We start from the raw sequence: 17,531 nt of genomic DNA on the forward strand, positions 1-17,531 counted from the left end.
CCGGAGTGTCCGTTTTTATTGGTTCTGGCTGATTTTTCTTTCCGCTTCAACAGCCTGGAATATAAAGTTCATTTCTTATTTTCTGTTGCATGATCACCTGATAATATGATAGAATAATGTAAGTGATGTTCGTAAAACTTCAAAGTGAAAACGGGGGAAATTATAATGCTTGAAAACGCTCTTACAGTAAGAAATGTGCCGTCCGGCACGAAAATAAAGCTTAAGACAGCCGTGTCCGCTGGTCTAATAGCACTGGCGGTCATTCTGCCGCAGGTCGTTCATGCGCTGCTCGGTATGCCGGGAGGAGTAAAATGGCTCCCTATGTATCTGCCGGTGCTTATCAGCGGATGTGTTCTCGGAACAAAATGGGGACTTGCTGTCGGTGTGCTTTCACCGGTCATAAGTTTCATTGTGACATATGCCGCGGGTAATCCTATGCCGGCGGCTGCAAGACTGCCGTTTATGATGCTTGAACTTGCCGTATTTGCGGCAGTGTCCGGACTTTTTTCGGAGATATTACCGAAAAACGGACTGCTTGCCTTCCCGGCAGTAATACTTGCACAGATCAGCGGACGTGCAGTGTTTCTTGGAGCAGTCGCAGTGTGTCAGAGCTTTGCAGCTTTTACTCCGGCGATGATATGGGGACAGATAAAGACAGGAATTACCGGCCTTGCAGTACAGGCACTGTTTGTTCCGGTCATTGTGATCTGTTTAAAGAAACTGCTCGCAAAGGAGAATCAAAATGACTGATATCGAAACAGCGATAAGAGAACTGGAAGGACATTCAATATGTCTTTGTCGCGGCGGTGAATTCTTTACCGATGACGGCAGAGGTATCTCTCCGATGATGAGGTTTATTTCAGAAGTCAGAGACTTAAGCGGATATTCCGCGGCAGATGTGATCGTCGGCAAGGCGGCAGCGATGCTGTTTGTAAAGGCCGGTATTGTCAGTGTTCACGGTAGAGTAATGTCTGAAAGCGGGAAAGCTTTTCTTGAAACCCACGGTATCCCGTGTAGCTATGACGTTCTGACTGACAGAATAATTAACCGTAAAGGAACAGATATCTGTCCGATGGAGAAAACTGTGGCGGATATCGATGATCCGGAAACAGCATATACAGCACTTGCGAAGAAAATCGCGGAACTCCGTGCCGGATCTGTATAAACAGAAAACACGGATTCCGCGTGAAATATGATCCGTGTGTACCGGCTGATACGCACGGTATGGTGAAAAGATGAGGAAAGCAAATGAAAAAATTCAGTGAAGTGTATCTTAAGAAGCTTCATATAGGAAATATAACTGCAGACTCCAACGTACTTATGGCTCCGCTTGCCGGATATACAAGCTATCCTTTCCGAAGAATGTGCAGAAAACTCGGTGCAGGCCTTGCATTTACCGAAATGGTCAGTGCGAACGGGCTGAAATACAATGACAGGGCGACTGCCAAACTGCTCTATACGGACGAAGCCGAGACACTTAAAGCGGTTCAGCTTCTCGGTTCGGTGCCATCTGCATTTGAATATGCCTGCAAAGGAGAGTATACAGCTGATTACGATATAGTTGATATCAACATGGGCTGCCCTGTGCCTAATATCATCAAGAGTGGGGAAGGCTGTGCCCTGACCCGTGACCTTCCTCTGGCTTCAGAAATAATCGAAGCTTGCAAAAGAAGCGGCAAGGTCGTGACTGTCAAATTCAGACCCGGCATGAACCGGAAAAACATAGTTGTTTCTGAATTCGCGAAGATGTGTGAGGCTTCAGGGGCTGATATGATAACTGTCCACGGCCGCACGAGAGATATGATGTACGACGGAGAACCACTGTACGAATGCATAGAGGCAGCGAAAAATGCAGTGAATATACCGGTGATAGCAAACGGCGGTATTTATTCGGAGGAAGATGCCGTGAAAATGATGGACAGAACAGGCGCTGACGGAGTGATGATAGCACGTTACGGAATGGAAAATCCCATGATTTTTTCTGAACTTACCGGAAAAGAGACCGGAGAAACAAAATATTCACTCATGATGGAACAGATAAACATAGCACAGTCATGCTTTGATGAAACGGCGGCCATGGACTATATAAGAAAACTGGCATCGTACTTTATGAAAAAAATACCGGGTACCAAGGCTCTGAAGCAGGAAATGTACATGTGCGGAAATATGCAGGAATTAAGGAACGTTACAGAAAAGATATTCGGAGAAACGGAGAAACAGGATGCATGAAGATCTCATAACTGAAAACGGGGTGCTTGTAAGTTACACAGGCGGGGAACACAGTGTCACCGTGCCGGAAGGTATTACTGCAATAGGTGCCGGTGCTTTTAAAGGCATGGCATGGATAACAGACATTACACTTCCGGAAGGACTTACAGAGATACAGGAAAATGCCTTTAAAGGCTGCAGAAAGCTTGAACGTATAAATTTTCCGGACAGTCTTGAAACGATAGGAGATCTGGCTTTTCACAGATGTCATTCACTTGTCTCAGTGCTGCTTCCGGATTCGGTAAAAGCTCTGGGAAAAGGCACTTTTCTTTTCTGTGACAGCCTGCAGACCATAAGGGCTTACGGTGTAAAGCGTCTCGAAATGCAGACCTTTGCGAATAATACGGGACTCTGCGAAATATCACTGAACAGTGGTATCGACTGCTCGAATTTTATGAAGGACGTCTTTACCGGCTGCCTCGGAATAAAGAAAATAAATCTTTCCGGCGGATTTTCATATCAGTCGGACAACCTTATGTCGGCGCTTATCTCAGAAACGGATGTTCATCCTGTTGTGCGTGCCATTGCCGGAAGTATCTATCAGTCACTTGAATACGAAGACGGCGTGCTGAATAAACTGAACGTTAATCTCCGGTCATTTGAACTCCCTCACGGGATAAAAACGATAGGAAAAGGCTGCTTCTTTGATAAAAAGGGAATAGTGTCTTTGACATTACCTGACAGTCTTGAACGCATAAACGCCAATGCTTTCGGCAACTGCATAAATCTTGAACAGATAACACTGAAAAATGACAGCGTCGTTATAGATGACGGTGCGTTCAGAGGCTGCAGTAATCTTAAGACTATTGACATCGGAAAAGAAAAATACTCAATAGGCGGAATAAGCTGCGGTGACGATATTCCGTATATCGTAAAACGCATCGGCAATCAGGTCATGAGTGACTTTTATATAAGCGGAAAAATACTCATGTCATACACGGGCAGCGAGGAACGTGTAACGATACCTGACGGTATAGAGATAATAGGCGAGAGCTGTTTCGAAGGAAACGAAAAGCTGGGCCGCGTTATTATGAGCGATACAGTACGTGAGGTTCATGAAAATGCATTCAGAAACTGTGTATGCATGCAGTCTGCAGTGATGTCGGAAAACCTTCAGAAGATATGCCGCAGTGCTTTTGAAAACTGCAGAAAACTGATACGCTTCAACGTTCCTGAAAGTCTTCGTGAGACTGGTGATGCAGCATTCAGAGGCTGCGTAAGCCTTGAAGTTGCCGGATTTGAAACAGGAACATCACCGACAGTACGCGAACCGGAGAGAGCATACGGCAGTGATGACATAGCTCCGTACAGTTTCTGCGATGATAAAACAATCACGGAGTTTGTATGCGACAAACCAGTGGTTATCGGTAAATATGCATTTTCGGCATGTCCGGAACTTAAGTCCGTGGTAATAAATGCACCGGGGTGCATTATTGAAAAATACGCCTTTGAAAAATGTCCGTCTCTTAAAAAGGTGAGCGTGCTTGCAGGCAGAATCGAAAAAGGCGCATTTGCGTACTGCAGAGCTCTTGAAGAAGCAGAGATAAGCGGAGTATCCATGCTTGAAAGCGAAGTGTTTGCAGGCTGCACGTCATTAAGAAAGGTAAAGGTCTCAGAAGAGGTATCCGGGATAGGAAGACGCTGCTTTGATGAGTGCGTGTGCCTTGAAAGCTTTGATCTTACGAACATCCGCGTAATAGGCGAGCGCGCATTTGAACGCTGTGACAGTCTGGCTGAGATCAGGCTTACCTGTGCGGATACAGGCTATCACGCATTTGCCGATTGTTCGGCTCTAAAAACAATAATCACCGATTCCCGTACATCTTTTCAGAGCGGTGCTTTTCGCGGCTGTACATCTGCAGATACGGTAATCCTTGACGGAACAGCATATCATTTCTCGCGTTTTGCACAGAGCATGAACAGTGCCGGAAACCAGTATCCGTTAAGAGTTCAGGAGATCATAGGCAGCGTGTATTCCTGCTTTGAGGTCGATTCAAAGTACGGCATTGCAAAATACACAGGAGATGCTTTAAAGGTGCGTATCCCGGACGATATAGTTTCAGCCGGGGACGAGGCTTTCCGTGACCATCTTCGTGTAACGGATATAATCTTTCCGGCTGGCTTTAAGCACAGCGGCAAGCTGACGTTTGCGGGAACAGGCTGGCTTGAAAAAAGACGTGCCGAAGTCCGTTACAACATCGTAAACGGTCTGCTCATAGATGCAGTCGGCTGCGGTGAAACGGCTGAGATACCTGATGAGGCTGAAAGGATATGCAGCTGGGCATTTGCCGGCAATACGGAACTGAAGGAGCTTATCCTTAAAAAGGATCGTATTGCGGTCGATGTATTTGCATTCAGAAACTGTATCAATCTGAAAAAGATACTGTTTTCAGACGGGAAAACATATACGCTTGAAAAAGTATCCGATATCACGGAAAAGGATTATCCTGATCTGGTAAGACGTATATTTGCCGAGTGTATAAACTGTTTCAAGCTGAATAAGAACGCTGTTCTTGAAGAGAGTACAGGCAATATACGGAATCTTGTATTTCCTGGAGGAATACGTGAGATAGCCGATGAGGTCTACAAGGAATGTAATCTTCTTGAAACGATAGTGCTTTCAGATGAGACCGTCAAAATAGGAAAGTCGGCGTTCAAAAGCAGCAGGTGGCTGAAAACTGTACAGAATGCGGGAAGAGTCACAGAGATTGGTGCTCAGGCATTCAGCGGCTGCAAAAACCTTGAAAGTATCGACGTTTCCGATGACCTTGTCACTATTGGAAAAAGAGCGTTTGAGCACTGCTGCAGTCTTAAGGAGATACATTTATCCTCAGAACTTACTGAGATACCGGAAAGAGCTTTTTTCAGATGTAAAAGTCTGAAGAGGATATTGATCCCTGAGTCAGTAAAGAAAATCGGCCCTCAGGCATTTGCCTTCTGTGAGAAACTTGAGGAAGTAGCATTCGCTGACCGTGACAGTGTAGATATTGCTGAAGATGCATTTGCGTGGTGTGATAAACTATGAGATACAGAGAACTCGGAAATACAGGACTTATGGTATCGGAAACAGGTTTTGGAACGATACCGGTACTGAGCGGAAATGTTCCCGTTCTTCCGGATTACTACAGTCCTGATCTTGATGAAGCAGTTGAGATAATGATGTGCGCATACAGAATGGGATGCAATTTCTACGACACAGCTATTCCTGAAGAATACGGCGATGCGGAGTACAAACTCGGTGTTTTTGCAGAGAAGGCAGGACGAGAGAATATCATCATTTCTGACAAGGCAAGATTCATGGACGGAAATGATATGTTCCGCGAAGTTATGAGATCAGCCGAAAATCTTGGTACCGATCCGGACATTTACTTTGTCCATCAGGTGGATGAGGACAACCAGGATGAAACATTCAGCAGATACGGAGCACTCGATGCACTGTGTGATCTTAAGAAAGCCGGCGTAATAAAATATACCGGCATTGCAACACATTACTACAGTGTTGCAGAACGTTCCGCACGTGATGACAGGGTGGACGTGATACAGACCAGCGGCAATATAATGGAGCGCGGTATAATCGACCGGATTGCGGAGAAAGATATTTTTAAAAGCAAGGGACTCATTCTGAATAAAGTGTATGCAGCCGGATGTCTTCTTAATGTGTTCAGTCCGGCCGAGCTTATTGGAGGCATCCTTCACTGGCCTTTTTCCTGTGCACTTATCGGAATAGGGACTGTCGGACAGGCAGAAGCAGCAATGAAAGAGGATTTTTCCCCTCGGGAGTTTTCCTTTGAGGAGGTCATAAAAAGACTGTCAGAGCATTTTACACCTGTCGGCTGCACAAGATGTCAGCGCTGCGTGTGCCCGAAAGGATACGAAGTCCATATCATGCTCAGACAGTATAATTATTATCATCTCGGAAAGCACTACTGGGCAAGGAAAAAACTCAGACTCAACATCGAAGAAGTATATGAAAGCTGCATGAAGTGCACGGAAAGACAGTGCATGAAAGACTGTCCGCGTAAATTAAGGATACCTGAACTGATTGAAATGATACACGATTTTGTAACACGGTGATAAACAAAAACAGCCCTCTCCGTATGGGGGGAGGACTGTAAGAAGGGGTTACGGGGCGAAGCCCCGTAACCCCTTCACTCTGCAATCCGGCGAATCCGGATTGCAGACTTAATTCTTATCTTTGAAACGTTCCTTGAATTCCTTGAGCTTGTCAAAGAAATTCTTCTTCTTCTCGTAATTCTTGTCTTCAAGTGAAGCTTCGAATTCCTTGAGGAGTTCCTTCTGTTTCTTGTCAAGGTTCTTAGGAACTTCAACATATACTTTAACGTACTGGTCACCGCGTTCTGAACGCTGGAGCTTCTTGACACCCTTGCCTTTGAGTCTGAAGACTGTACCGGTCTGTGTGCCTTCGCCGATCGAGTACTTGACATTGCCGTCGATAGTAGGAACGACAAGTTCATCACCCATTACAGCCTGTGCATATGTGATCGGAATCTCGCAGTGGATATCATATTCCTCACGTTCAAAGAGAGGATGATTCTTTACACGTACACCAACATTAAGGTTTCCGCTTGGTCCGCCGTTTACACCGGCATCACCCTGACCGCTTACGCGGAGCATCTGTCCGTCATCGATACCTGCCGGAATGTCAACTGAAAGTGACTTTGAAACACGTACACGACCGTTGCCGCCGCACTTTGAACAAGGATTTGAAACGATCTTTCCTTTGCCGCCGCATTTTGAACATACTTTCTGTGATGAGATCACGCCGAAAGGAGTTCTCTGAGCGACCTTGACCTGACCTCGTCCGTTACATTCAGGACAGGTCTGCGGAGTTGAACCGGCTGATGCGCCTGTACCTTTACAGTCAGGACATTTGTCGAGACGGTTGATCTTGATCTCGCGCTTAACACCCATGCAGGCTTCCATAAATTCAATTGTAACGGTTGTGTCAACGTCCTGTCCGCGTCTCGGTGCATCGGCACGTGATCTTGTGCTGCCTCCGAAGCCGCCGCCAAAACCGCCTCCGAAGAGGTTTTCGAATATGTCACCCATGTCGCCGAAAGGATTGAATCCGGCACCGCCGTTAAATCCGCCGCCGCCGTAGTTAGGATCAACACCGGCATGGCCGAACTGGTCATAGCGTTCCTTCTTTGACGGGTCTGAGAGGACCTCATAAGCTTCATTGACTTCCTTGAACTTTTCTGCACAGTCCTTGTCGTCAGGATGAAGATCCGGATGATACTTTCTTGCGAGCGAACGATAAGCTTTTTTTATCTCATCTGCACTTGCGTTTTTCTGTACGCCAAGCACTTCATAGTAGTCTCTTTTGTCAGCCATATGTTCCTCCGTTTTATTGCATAAGTTATGGAAACACTGATTTGAACGGAAATCCGCGCTTCCTTTATTTAAATGATAAGATAGCAGTCCGGTTCACCTGGACTGATGTGCTTCCTTATAATACAAGGACAGAGCGGATGAGTGATCCGCCCTGAAATCCTGTTTTAAAAATTCGTATTATGATCAGGCTTCTGTGTAGTCAGCATCAACTACGTTGTCATCCTTCTTGTCGTTTGCGTTGCCTGCATCAGCAGCACCGCCTGCAAATCCGCCTGCAGCAGCATTAGGATCCTGACCGGCAGCTGCGCCTGCAGCCTGGTAAACCTTTGATGAAAGATCGTAGAATGCCTTCTGGAGTTCTTCTGTCTTAGCCTTGATGTCGTCAACATTGTCAGCCTTGAGAGCAGCCTTGAGAGCTTCGAGCTTGCTTTCGATAGGAGCCTTGTCTTCAGCGCTTACCTTGTCGCCGAATTCGCCGAGAGCCTTTTCGCACTGGAATACGAGGTTTTCACCGTTGTTCTTTGCGTCAACGTCTTCACGTCTCTTCTTGTCTTCTTCAGCGAACTGTTCAGCTTCCTTGACAGCCTTGTCGATATCTTCCTTGGACATGTTTGTTGAAGCTGTGATAGAAATGTTCTGTTCCTTGCCTGTGCCGAGGTCCTTTGCAGAAACGTGTACGATACCGTTCTGGTCGATATCGAATGTAACTTCGATCTGTGGGATTCCTCTTGGTGCAGGAGCGATACCGTCGAGACGGAACATACCGAGCTGCTTGTTATCCTTTGCGAATTCACGTTCACCCTGGAGGATGTTGATGTCAACGGCGCTCTGGTTATCAGCTGCAGTTGAGAAGATCTGTGACTTCTTTGTAGGAATTGTTGTATTTCTTTCGATGATCTTTGTGCATACACCGCCCATTGTTTCAAGGCCGAGTGAAAGTGGTGTTACGTCGAGGAGGAGGAGACCTTCCTTAACGTCGCCGCCGAGTACACCGCCCTGGTAAGCAGCACCGAGAGCAACGCATTCGTCAGGGTTGATACCCTTGAATGGATCCTTGCCGATACGCTTCTTGACAGCTTCCTGAACTGCAGGGATTCTTGAAGAACCACCAACGAGGAGAACCTTGTTGAGGTCGCTTGCTGAAAGACCGCTGTCGCTGAGAGCCTGGTCAACAGGTCCCATTGTAGCCTGAACGAGGTCTGCAGTGAGTTCGTTGAACTTAGCCTGTGTAAGTGTGAGGTCGAGGTGCTTAGGGCCTGAAGCATCAGCTGAGATGAACGGGAGGTTGATGTTTGAAGTTGTTGTTGATGAGAGTTCGATCTTAGCCTTTTCAGCAGCCTCCTTGAGTCTCTGCATAGCGAGCTTGTCGCCTGAGAGGTCAATACCTTCTGCCTGCTTGAACTCTGCAACCATCCAGTCGATGATTCTCTGGTCGAAGTCGTCACCGCCGAGACGGTTGTTACCTGCTGTAGCAAGAACTTCTGTTACGCCGTCGCCCATTTCGATGATGGATACGTCGAATGTACCGCCGCCGAGGTCGTAAACCATGATCTTCTGGTCATCTTCCTTGTCGATACCGTACGAAAGAGCAGCTGCTGTAGGTTCGTTGATGATACGCTTAACTGTAAGACCAGCGATCTGACCAGCGTCCTTTGTAGCCTGTCTCTGTGAGTCTGTGAAGTAAGCAGGAACAGTGATAACTGCTTCTGTAACCTTTTCGCCGAGATATGCTTCAGCGTCAGCCTTCAGCTTCTGAAGGATCATTGCTGAGATCTCCTGTGGTGTGTACTTCTTGCCGTCTATATCTACCTTGTAGTCTGAACCCATGTGACGCTTGATGGAGATGATAGTCTTGTCAGGGTTTGTGATAGCCTGATGCTTTGCTGTCTGACCAACAAGTCTTTCGCCGTTCTTTGTGAATGCAACTACTGAAGGAGTTGTTCTTGCACCTTCTGAGTTAGGGATAACTACTGAGTTACCGCCTTCCATAACTGCTACGCATGAGTTTGTTGTACCTAAGTCAATACCAATGATCTTTCCCATAACTGATTCATCCTTTCAATCTGAATGTTTATATTTGTTTATTGTTTGTTTGCGTTTTAATATCCTGTCATCAGAATGATCTGTGATCAGGCGGTTACTGCAACCATTGCAGTTCTTATTACTCTGTCGCCGAGTTTGTATCCCTTCTGGAATACCTCGCATACAGTGTCAGATTCGGCGTCTTCGCTTTCCACCTGCTTGATGGCGTTGTGGAAGTTCGGATCAAATGGTGCGCCGAGTGCTTCTATTTCTGTTACTCCGAGCTTTTCGAGAATGCCGTTGAGCTGAGTGAAGATCATTTCAACACCCTTCTTGAAGTTTTCATCCTCGCACGGAGCATCGAGTGCTCTTTCGAAGTTGTCCAGAGCGGGGAGGATAGCGCCTATTGTTTTTGCTGCGGAATCTCCGTATGCTTCAGTTTTTTCTCTTGAAGTTCTCTTTCTGAAGTTGTCGAACTCAGCGAAAAGTCTCATGTAATTGTCCTTTTCCTTTTTAAGTTCTTCCTCAAGTGCAGTGACTTTTGCATCAGCACTTTCTTCCGGCGATGCTTCAGAAGTTTCCTCCGCTGTTTCTGCATTTTCTGCGGCAGCTTCTTCTGCTTCGTTTTCAGAAGCTTCGTTCACTTCGAGTTCCTTTTCTGAAGTTTCTTCTGCGTGCTTTTTCTTACTCATTATTGTCTGGTTCCTTTCCCGCAGTTTCCGGAATTTCTCCGGTAAGAACATCTGTTATCTTCTGCGTAAAATACTCTATATAAGGTATGATCTTTGCATAGTTGAGTCGCATCGGTCCGACTATTCCGAGTGAACCGGCTTCCTTGTCACCCTTGCGGTACTTTGAAACTATCATGCTCGAGTTGCCGATTATGAAGTCGTCATTTTCCTCACTGAACATTACCTGTATTCCGCTGAAACTGCTGTCAAGGAACTCAGCAAAATCATTTTTGTGTTCAATGAATCTTACTATCTCGTTCTTGTCAAAGTCGCTGCACGAGATCAGGTTGTTTTGTGCCGCTTATCGTAAGCTCATTGTGGAGAAGATCCTGTGAAAGTTCACACAGACCTTTTACCAGCGGAGCAAGGGTAATCATATAAGCACCGAGTGCTGTAATAAGTTTTTCCATTCGTTCTTCCGAGAGTTCCTCGATTGAAACACCCTGAAGATTTTCCTGAATGTAATGTGAAAAAAATGCGAGCTGTTCTTCATCAAGATCAAATTCAAGTCTGCATGCCTTGTTCTTGATACTGCCGTTTGATGTGATAAGCAGTATAAGGTAAAGACGCTTGCCGGTCGGAACAACATCAACCTTGGTGATGACTGAAAACTTAGGTGCGGAATTTGCAACTACAGAAGCGCATTTTGTGAGTTCCGCAAGAGCTTTTCCGGCACTTTGAATTATTGATTCTTCAGTGAGGTTTTCCTCTTCACCGAGCATTGCATCAAGTCTCTGACGTTCGCTTTCCGAGAGTTCCTCGACTGTCATCAGCTGATCTATGTACAGGCGGTATCCGTTGAATGTAGGAATTCGTCCTGCCGATGTGTGCGGCTGTTCAAGGTATCCGAGCTGTTCGAGAACAGACATGTCGTTTCGGATCGTGGCTGCTGAAACGTTGATGCCCGGTACTTTGGAAATGGCCTTTGAACCAACAGGCTCGCCTGTAAGAATATATTCATCTACAACAGCTGCCAGTATTTTTAGCTTTCGTTCATCCATCTGAAAGCCTCCTGATTAGCAATATTGGTTCGTAAGTGTTAGCACTCTATCTCTCTGAGTGCTAAATATAATTTAACATTATTTAAGGCGAATGTCAATAGGTTTATTCATCTTTGTTAAAACTGTCAAAGTAGATGCCCGAAATTTGAATCTGATGTTATTTGTGCACAAAAAAAGCGTCCCTTTTTTGCGGGACGCCGTAATGATTTTATTATCGTTTTGATGGTTACTCATTAGCACTCCCTTTACGGGAGAGATAAAAGTGCGGATACGCTGCGGTTTTAAACGAGGCTACTGCATAAGAAATGATTTATAGAAATCAGAAAATCCGCTGTCGTCCGGTTTTCTTTCCGCAGGTGCTGATGCGGCTTTTTCTATAGCTTCGGTCATGAAAGTATCCTGTGCGCTTATGTTCTTTCTGCGGACACTCTTTCTGCGGTACATTCCGTCTGAACCCTGGATCCTTGCCTTGGTGTCATCTGAAATGAGAGTTTCAAAAATGTTCACAACGCGGTCCTTTATGTCCGGGTCATACACCGGTACTGCTACCTCGACGCGCTTGACAGTGTTACGGGTCATGAAGTCAGCGGAACTGATGTATACTTTTCTTCTCTGCTTCGTTCCGAAAATATAGATGCGGCTGTGTTCAAGGAAACGGCCTACTATGCTTGTCACACGTATGTTATCAGTCTTTCCCTTTACCCCTGAAATAAGGCAGCACAGGCCTCGTATGACGAGTTCTGTTCGTACGCCTGCCTGTGAAGCTTCGGCGAGTTTGTCGATTATGACTTTGTCGGAAAGTGAATTTATCTTTATGCCGATGTATGCCTTGTTTCCGCTTCTGGCCTGCATTATTTCCTCGTCGATCATTTCAATGACCTTTGACTGCAGGCATAACGGAGCGACCAGCAGGCTGTCTGACTTCTTCACGAGTGAGCCGAGTGAAAGTGCGTTGAAGACTTCAAGTGCTCCGGCAGCTATTTTTTCATTTGCCGTCAGAAGTGAAAGGTCGGTGTACAGTTCGGAAGTCTTTTCGTTGTAGTTTCCGGTGCCCACCTGTGTAATGTACTCGAGTCTGCCGCCTCTTCTGCGGGTTATAAGCAGAAGCTTTGAATGGACTTTCAGACCCGGCGGTCCGTATATAATAGTACATCCGGCATTCTGGAGACGTTTTGACCAGCCGATGTTGTTCTCCTCATCGAATCTGGCGCGCAGTTCTACCAGTACGAGAACGTCCTTGCCGCGTTCGGCCATGTCCACCAGAGCCTGAATTATCTTGCTGTTGCGTGCAAGGCGGTACAGCGTTATTTTTACCGATACCACATCAGGATCCGCTGCAGCTTCGTTCAGCATGCGGATAAAAGGCTTGATGCTTTCGTAAGGGTAGTGCAGGATTATATCTTTCTGACGTATCTGCTCTGCCATCGGTCTGTTTTCGTTTATAGCAGGGGAGTGCTGCGGTGCGAAATGCATGTAGCACAGCTCCGGCTTTGAGGTTTCAAACATCGACTTTATCATGAATGTAAATGAAAGGTCGAGCGGAGCCGATGCGGAAAATACCTGGTTTTCACTGATTTCAAGGCGCTTGCACAGATACTTCACCATTTCACTTCCGGTTGCGCCGCATATCTGCAGACGTACCGGTGCGAGCTTCTTTCTTTTCTTGATCAGTTCTTCCATTACGTCGCGGAAATCAAAGTCGTTGTCAAGAAGCGAGTCGTCATCCTCGCTTATGTCAGCGTTTCTCGTGACGCGTATTATCGACTTTTCAAGAACGCTGTAGTTTTCAAATACCTCGGAGGCGTATTTGAGTATCACATCCTCGGCAAGTACAAACCGGAACGGCCTGCGGCTCAGCTGGATGACGCGCTTTATGCGTTCGCTGACCGGAAGCAGCCCGATTTTGTTGCCCGATTTCGAATCGAGGCGGACTGCTATATAAAGTTCCTTGTTTTTTATAAAAGGAAGGGGATGGCGCTTGTCGATTATCAGCGGCGAGAGTACGGGCTGTATCTCCGCTCTGAAATATTCACGCAGAAAAGCGTCTTCCTCATCTGTCAGCCTGTCCATCGAGACCTGCTTTATATCATGCTTTTCAAGCAGCTTCATTATGTCGCGGTAAGCCTTGTCCTTCTGCGGTTCCGTCTTCCTTACCCGTGCAAATATAGAATCGAGCTGCTCGCGGCTCGTCATGTTGGTTTTATTCTCCCGAAGCTCCGGATCCGTCAGAAGCTGGTCGAATAATGTGCCCACCCTTACCATAAAAAATTCATCAAGATTTGACTGAAAGATCGCTGTAAAAGTCAGTCTTTCAAGCAGAGGAACCGTTGTGTCCAGCGATTCCTGCAGTACGCGCTGATTGAATTTCAGCCACGAAAGTTCCCTGTTATCATAAATGTTTCCGGCCATTGTTGTCACCCCAGTTTTATCATAATTAACGATCATATATAATCACGCCGCAGCGTTACAGTCTGTTATACTATATAGTATAGTATAAAAAGTGTTGTTTCGTCAAGAATAATGAGTGGTTGGTATTAACTTTTATCTATTATTCACAAAGCAGAGGCCGGGTATTTGGCTATAAAAATTTGACGACTGCAGAACTTGACAAAATGACGATTAAGGAGTATAATATTGTTTGTGTCGTATCCGGCATATGCGGGTGTGGTGAAACTGGCAGACACGCCAGATTTAGGTTCTGGTGCCGCAAGGTGTGCAGGTTCAAGTCCTGTCACCCGCATTGAAAATAGACAGACTGCTCGTGTCAGATTATTATTCTGATGTGGGCAGTTTTGTGTTTATTATGCCTCGATAAAAGTCAGATAATCAGACGTTGCTTTGTATAGATACGATAGTGCATGAATGTGCAACTGTACGAAAACAGACTAATATTTGCAAATTCATTGACATTTCACAATCGGAGTGTTATACTAAATACAGTAGTTAAGTTGAAAATAATTTGGCAAACTTGTTGAAAAGCAAGGACGCAAAGCTAATGGGTCTAAACCTTAAAACGGTATGACAGCCAGCTGCATGATATTAAATGAAATCTTAAGGAAACGCTGATTTATTCATAAATCAGCGTGGGGGTTCGGGGCGAAGCCCCGTAAATCCCACCTCCGGAAATCCAGCGAAGCTGGATTTCCGATTTAATCAGTGTTTCCTTAAAAAAGATGAGAAAGAAAAGTAAACTGTGATCAATTATTAAAAACTGAAAGCAGAACTTAACTGATCAGGGCTTAATAAAGCGGGATATCATTTAAAATTGATTTTCAAAGGCTGATACCGTACGGTATCAGCCTTTTTGTGTCACTACTGTTAATGAAAAAAAGATATACAGCAGATACGGATTTTCCGGATCTGCTGAACGGGAGTTAAAGGGGCTTAGCTCCGAATGCTCTGCTGATAAATATATCAGCACTTTCAGAAAAACACTGGCAGATAAAGATGCACAAGGATGAAAAGCATCAGTTCCGGCAGGGGGATAATATCCGGGAGCTTGCAGTGTTCAGGAAATATGCAGGAGATCTGAGAAGATCCGGGCTGTGAAATATGACAGACAGGAGGAGTCGTTATGAAGAAGGAAGAGTATTACGAAGAGCAGTACGAAGAACGGTCGGAAAAGAAACTTCATGGTTTTACGCTTATTGAGCTTATAGTTGTAATTTCAATCATTGGCATTCTTGCCGCTATCATTGTACCTACTATGGTAGGATGGATGGAAAAAGCTAATAATACTGCAGATGCTGAAAATGCTAGAATTATGTGTGAAGCGATACAGGCAGAAGCAATGTATGAACCTAACTTCGAAGTTTTTACAAAAAATCCGTGGAAATATTCAGTAGGTGGTCAGGATCCTGATGATCATGGATATATATATGTCGATAAAAATGAAGTTCGTGTAAGCAGTATAAGAATAGCGGAGTTATTGCAGGAAAATGGATTTATTACCTCGGCATCTGCTTATACTACCAAAAAGAATGCGGTAACTGAAGATGGTGTTGAAGTAGCGGCAGAGTATGCCTACAGAAGACCAGTATGTAATAATATGCTTTGTAAATCAAATAAAACATGGTATCGCTATCAGGTAAATGTATGTTATCGTGACGGTACGATCAAGTTTACATATGTTGCAGTATCGAAAGACGGTGAGATAAAGAATGATACAAATCAGAGTAGTAAGAACAACACGCGTGATCCAGTTGCGTCCGCTAAATTCGCCAGGATGGCTGGTGTAGGAGAAGCTGATAAGATCACTTCACTCGGACCGAATTCAACTCCTTAATTATTTACTCAGGACAAACCAAACAGGCTCAGTATAGTAGACGTGATTGAAAACATCATTCAGCGCTGAGTAATAAACAGACATTATCTTATGCACACATATACATACATGGGCGTTCCGCTTGGCGGGGCGCCTTTTTCCTGTGTCTGAGAATTTAGTTTTTGTATCCAATCGTCCGTAATTGTACTTGTATTTGATTTCGCAATTTCGGGAAAGTACAAATTAGGATTTACAATAACATTCAATAATAATCTGTAAACACTGCTTTGTAATTTGTGCATATAGCATATAAAACCGGATGATTTGCTGCGCACTAAACAGCAAAATCTATCTATTGACAAAATGATTTTGAAAGAGTATAATTAAACTTAATTAAATTAATTAAAAAAGATGTGTATTCAGCAGATTTGCTGTTTCCGTCGGATTTTATTCGATTTTATCAGGGATGAACGGGAAAAACAGGGATGGGTAAAAACTGTTGTGTGCACGAGAGAAAAAGGAGAAGTAAAAATGAAAAAAAATCAGATCTCTTATTGCTTGTGTAGCAAGTCTTTGCATTGTAAGCACATGCGCTTTCAGCGTTTCAGCTGCAGAAGACAACCAGACTTTAAACGGCCCGGCAGTAACAATGTCAAACATTGAAGACCTTTCAAACAGTGTTATCAATGTTACTCTTCCAACACAGCCGTCATATCAGGCTGAAGCAACACAAACCCAGGCAGTTGTATCAGATGCCGCTGTTACATCAGTTTCAGGCGACATTACAACAACAGTAACAGGTACAGAAACAACAGTAACAGGGCTTTCAGCACCTGCTCTTACAACTACAGCTACAGAAACTTCTTCTGAAGCAGTTACATCAGAATCTGTAACAACTGTATCAGAGGCTGTTACTACTGAAGTAACAACATCAATTACAACAGGACAGTATTCCAATGCGATCGTTATCGGCCTTGACATTTCAGGAAGTATGTCAGGTGAACCTATGAAAGCTATGAAGGAAGCTGCTATTGAATTCTGCAAATATACTCTCAAGAATGATCCTAACGCAAGAATCGCTGTAGTTCCTTTCGGTACATATGCTGAACTTGGTGTTTCACTCACTAATGATGAAGCTGCACTTACAAGCTACATTGAAAATATGTCTACAAACGGAGTTACAAACTTTACTGATGCTTTCGACACTATAATGCTCGAACTTCAGAACAGCTCCGGCGAACGCAAGAGCGTTGTATTTATGGCTGACGGTGTTCCGAATGAAGGTGTTTCAGACTACAGTGAGGAAATGAAGGCTAAGTATCCTGACAAGGGATATAACTCATATGCTCTCGGCGCTCTTAAGGAAGACAACGAAAAGATGAAGCCGAATGCAAATGTATATACAGTAGGTTTCTTCCACAAGCTCAGCGGCTCTTCAAAGGATCGCGCTGTAAACCTTATGAAGGACCTTGCAAGTGATCCGGTACAGTACTACGATGCTGACATCAAGACACTTAAGGAAGTATTCGGACAGATCTCAGAAGATATCGTTGTAACAACAGTTGCATATAATGCACCTGATGATGCAACAGCAAATACAGCTACAGAAAAGGCTGCTGAAGGCACAACTGCTGCAGCAACAGACAAGACAAATGCCACACCTAAGACAGGTGATACAAGAAGCGCAGCTCCGTTAGCAGTAACAGCTGTCGCTGCTGCTGCAATTGTTGTTCTTGTAAGAAAGAAGAACGACTGATAAAGTTCTCTCAGAAAGCGAAAAATGTGAATAAATAAAAAATTCCGGATCACCGTTGTGATGATCCGGAATTTTTGTTTTTTAAAGCTGTAAACAATTATCGGATTCAGGTACGGGGAGGCGGGTTTTCGCTC

13 protein-coding genes, 1 tRNA gene and 1 riboswitch are annotated in these 17,531 nt (G+C 44.9%); of the genes, 8 read left to right on the forward strand and 6 right to left on the reverse strand.

Annotated features, from left to right (window positions below; all coding sequences use genetic code 11):
• The first annotated feature begins 165 nt into the window (after nucleotides 1-165).
• The 5 genes from CC97_RS15175 (at nucleotide 166) to CC97_RS15195 (ending at nucleotide 6,342) form a co-directional block, all read left to right on the forward strand.
• A complete protein-coding gene (locus tag CC97_RS15175) occupies nucleotides 166-750 on the forward strand; it encodes a hypothetical protein (protein WP_044975951.1) in 585 nt (194 codons plus the stop codon).
• Nucleotides 743-1,165, forward strand: a complete 423-nt coding sequence (locus CC97_RS15180) for a DUF1893 domain-containing protein (protein ID WP_049962958.1) — start codon at nucleotides 743-745, stop codon at nucleotides 1,163-1,165. The genes CC97_RS15175 and CC97_RS15180 overlap by 8 nt, the downstream gene beginning before the upstream one ends.
• An 83-nt stretch (nucleotides 1,166-1,248) precedes the next feature.
• Nucleotides 1,249-2,229 (forward strand): tRNA-dihydrouridine synthase, encoded by a 981-nt coding sequence (locus CC97_RS15185; protein WP_044975954.1) that lies wholly within the window; start codon nucleotides 1,249-1,251, stop codon nucleotides 2,227-2,229.
• On the forward strand, nucleotides 2,222-5,293 hold the full coding sequence (locus CC97_RS15190) for a leucine-rich repeat domain-containing protein (RefSeq protein WP_044975956.1): 3,072 nt from the start codon (nucleotides 2,222-2,224) through the stop codon (nucleotides 5,291-5,293). The genes CC97_RS15185 and CC97_RS15190 overlap by 8 nt, the downstream gene beginning before the upstream one ends.
• Nucleotides 5,290-6,342, forward strand: a complete 1,053-nt coding sequence (locus CC97_RS15195) for an aldo/keto reductase (protein WP_044975958.1) — start codon at nucleotides 5,290-5,292, stop codon at nucleotides 6,340-6,342. The genes CC97_RS15190 and CC97_RS15195 overlap by 4 nt, the downstream gene beginning before the upstream one ends.
• A gap of 108 nt (nucleotides 6,343-6,450) precedes the next feature.
• On the opposite strand, the gene dnaJ is transcribed toward CC97_RS15195, so the two are convergent.
• The 6 genes from dnaJ to ppk1 form a co-directional block, all read right to left on the reverse strand.
• A complete protein-coding gene (gene dnaJ / locus CC97_RS15200) occupies nucleotides 6,451-7,623 on the reverse strand; it encodes a molecular chaperone DnaJ (RefSeq protein ID WP_044975960.1) in 1,173 nt (390 codons plus the stop codon).
• 183 nt (nucleotides 7,624-7,806) lie between these two features.
• Complete coding sequence (gene dnaK, locus CC97_RS15205) at nucleotides 7,807-9,666, reverse strand: molecular chaperone DnaK (protein WP_044975962.1); 1,860 nt, start codon at nucleotides 9,664-9,666, stop codon at nucleotides 7,807-7,809.
• Nucleotides 9,667-9,752: 86 nt separating this feature from the next.
• Nucleotides 9,753-10,337 (reverse strand): nucleotide exchange factor GrpE, encoded by a 585-nt coding sequence (grpE, locus tag CC97_RS15210; protein WP_044975964.1) that lies wholly within the window; start codon nucleotides 10,335-10,337, stop codon nucleotides 9,753-9,755.
• On the reverse strand, nucleotides 10,330-10,662 hold the full coding sequence (locus CC97_RS21110) for an HrcA family transcriptional regulator (protein WP_347493876.1): 333 nt from the start codon (nucleotides 10,660-10,662) through the stop codon (nucleotides 10,330-10,332). Before CC97_RS21110 ends, grpE begins: the two co-directional genes overlap by 8 nt.
• Nucleotides 10,640-11,377, reverse strand: a complete 738-nt coding sequence (gene hrcA, locus CC97_RS15215) for a heat-inducible transcriptional repressor HrcA (protein WP_242848178.1) — start codon at nucleotides 11,375-11,377, stop codon at nucleotides 10,640-10,642. The genes CC97_RS21110 and hrcA overlap by 23 nt, the downstream gene beginning before the upstream one ends.
• 291 nt (nucleotides 11,378-11,668) lie before the next feature.
• Nucleotides 11,669-13,822 (reverse strand): polyphosphate kinase 1, encoded by a 2,154-nt coding sequence (gene ppk1 / locus CC97_RS15220; protein ID WP_242848179.1) that lies wholly within the window; start codon nucleotides 13,820-13,822, stop codon nucleotides 11,669-11,671.
• Between the two features lie 213 nt (nucleotides 13,823-14,035).
• Between ppk1 and CC97_RS15225 the strand changes: the two genes are divergently transcribed.
• From CC97_RS15225 to CC97_RS15235, 3 genes are all read left to right on the forward strand, one after another.
• Nucleotides 14,036-14,117 (forward strand) — tRNA-Leu (locus CC97_RS15225).
• Nucleotides 14,118-14,328: 211 nt separating this feature from the next.
• A riboswitch (cyclic di-GMP riboswitch) is annotated at nucleotides 14,329-14,414 on the forward strand.
• 537 nt (nucleotides 14,415-14,951) lie between these two features.
• Nucleotides 14,952-15,662 (forward strand): type II secretion system protein, encoded by a 711-nt coding sequence (locus CC97_RS19110; protein ID WP_049962959.1) that lies wholly within the window; start codon nucleotides 14,952-14,954, stop codon nucleotides 15,660-15,662.
• A 628-nt stretch (nucleotides 15,663-16,290) separates the two neighbouring features.
• Nucleotides 16,291-17,397, forward strand: a complete 1,107-nt coding sequence (locus CC97_RS15235) for a vWA domain-containing protein (RefSeq protein WP_044975968.1) — start codon at nucleotides 16,291-16,293, stop codon at nucleotides 17,395-17,397.
• The last annotated feature ends 134 nt before the right edge of the window (nucleotides 17,398-17,531 follow it).

Source organism: Ruminococcus sp. HUN007, assembly GCF_000712055.1.
Lineage (GTDB): Bacteria > Bacillota > Clostridia > Oscillospirales > Ruminococcaceae > HUN007.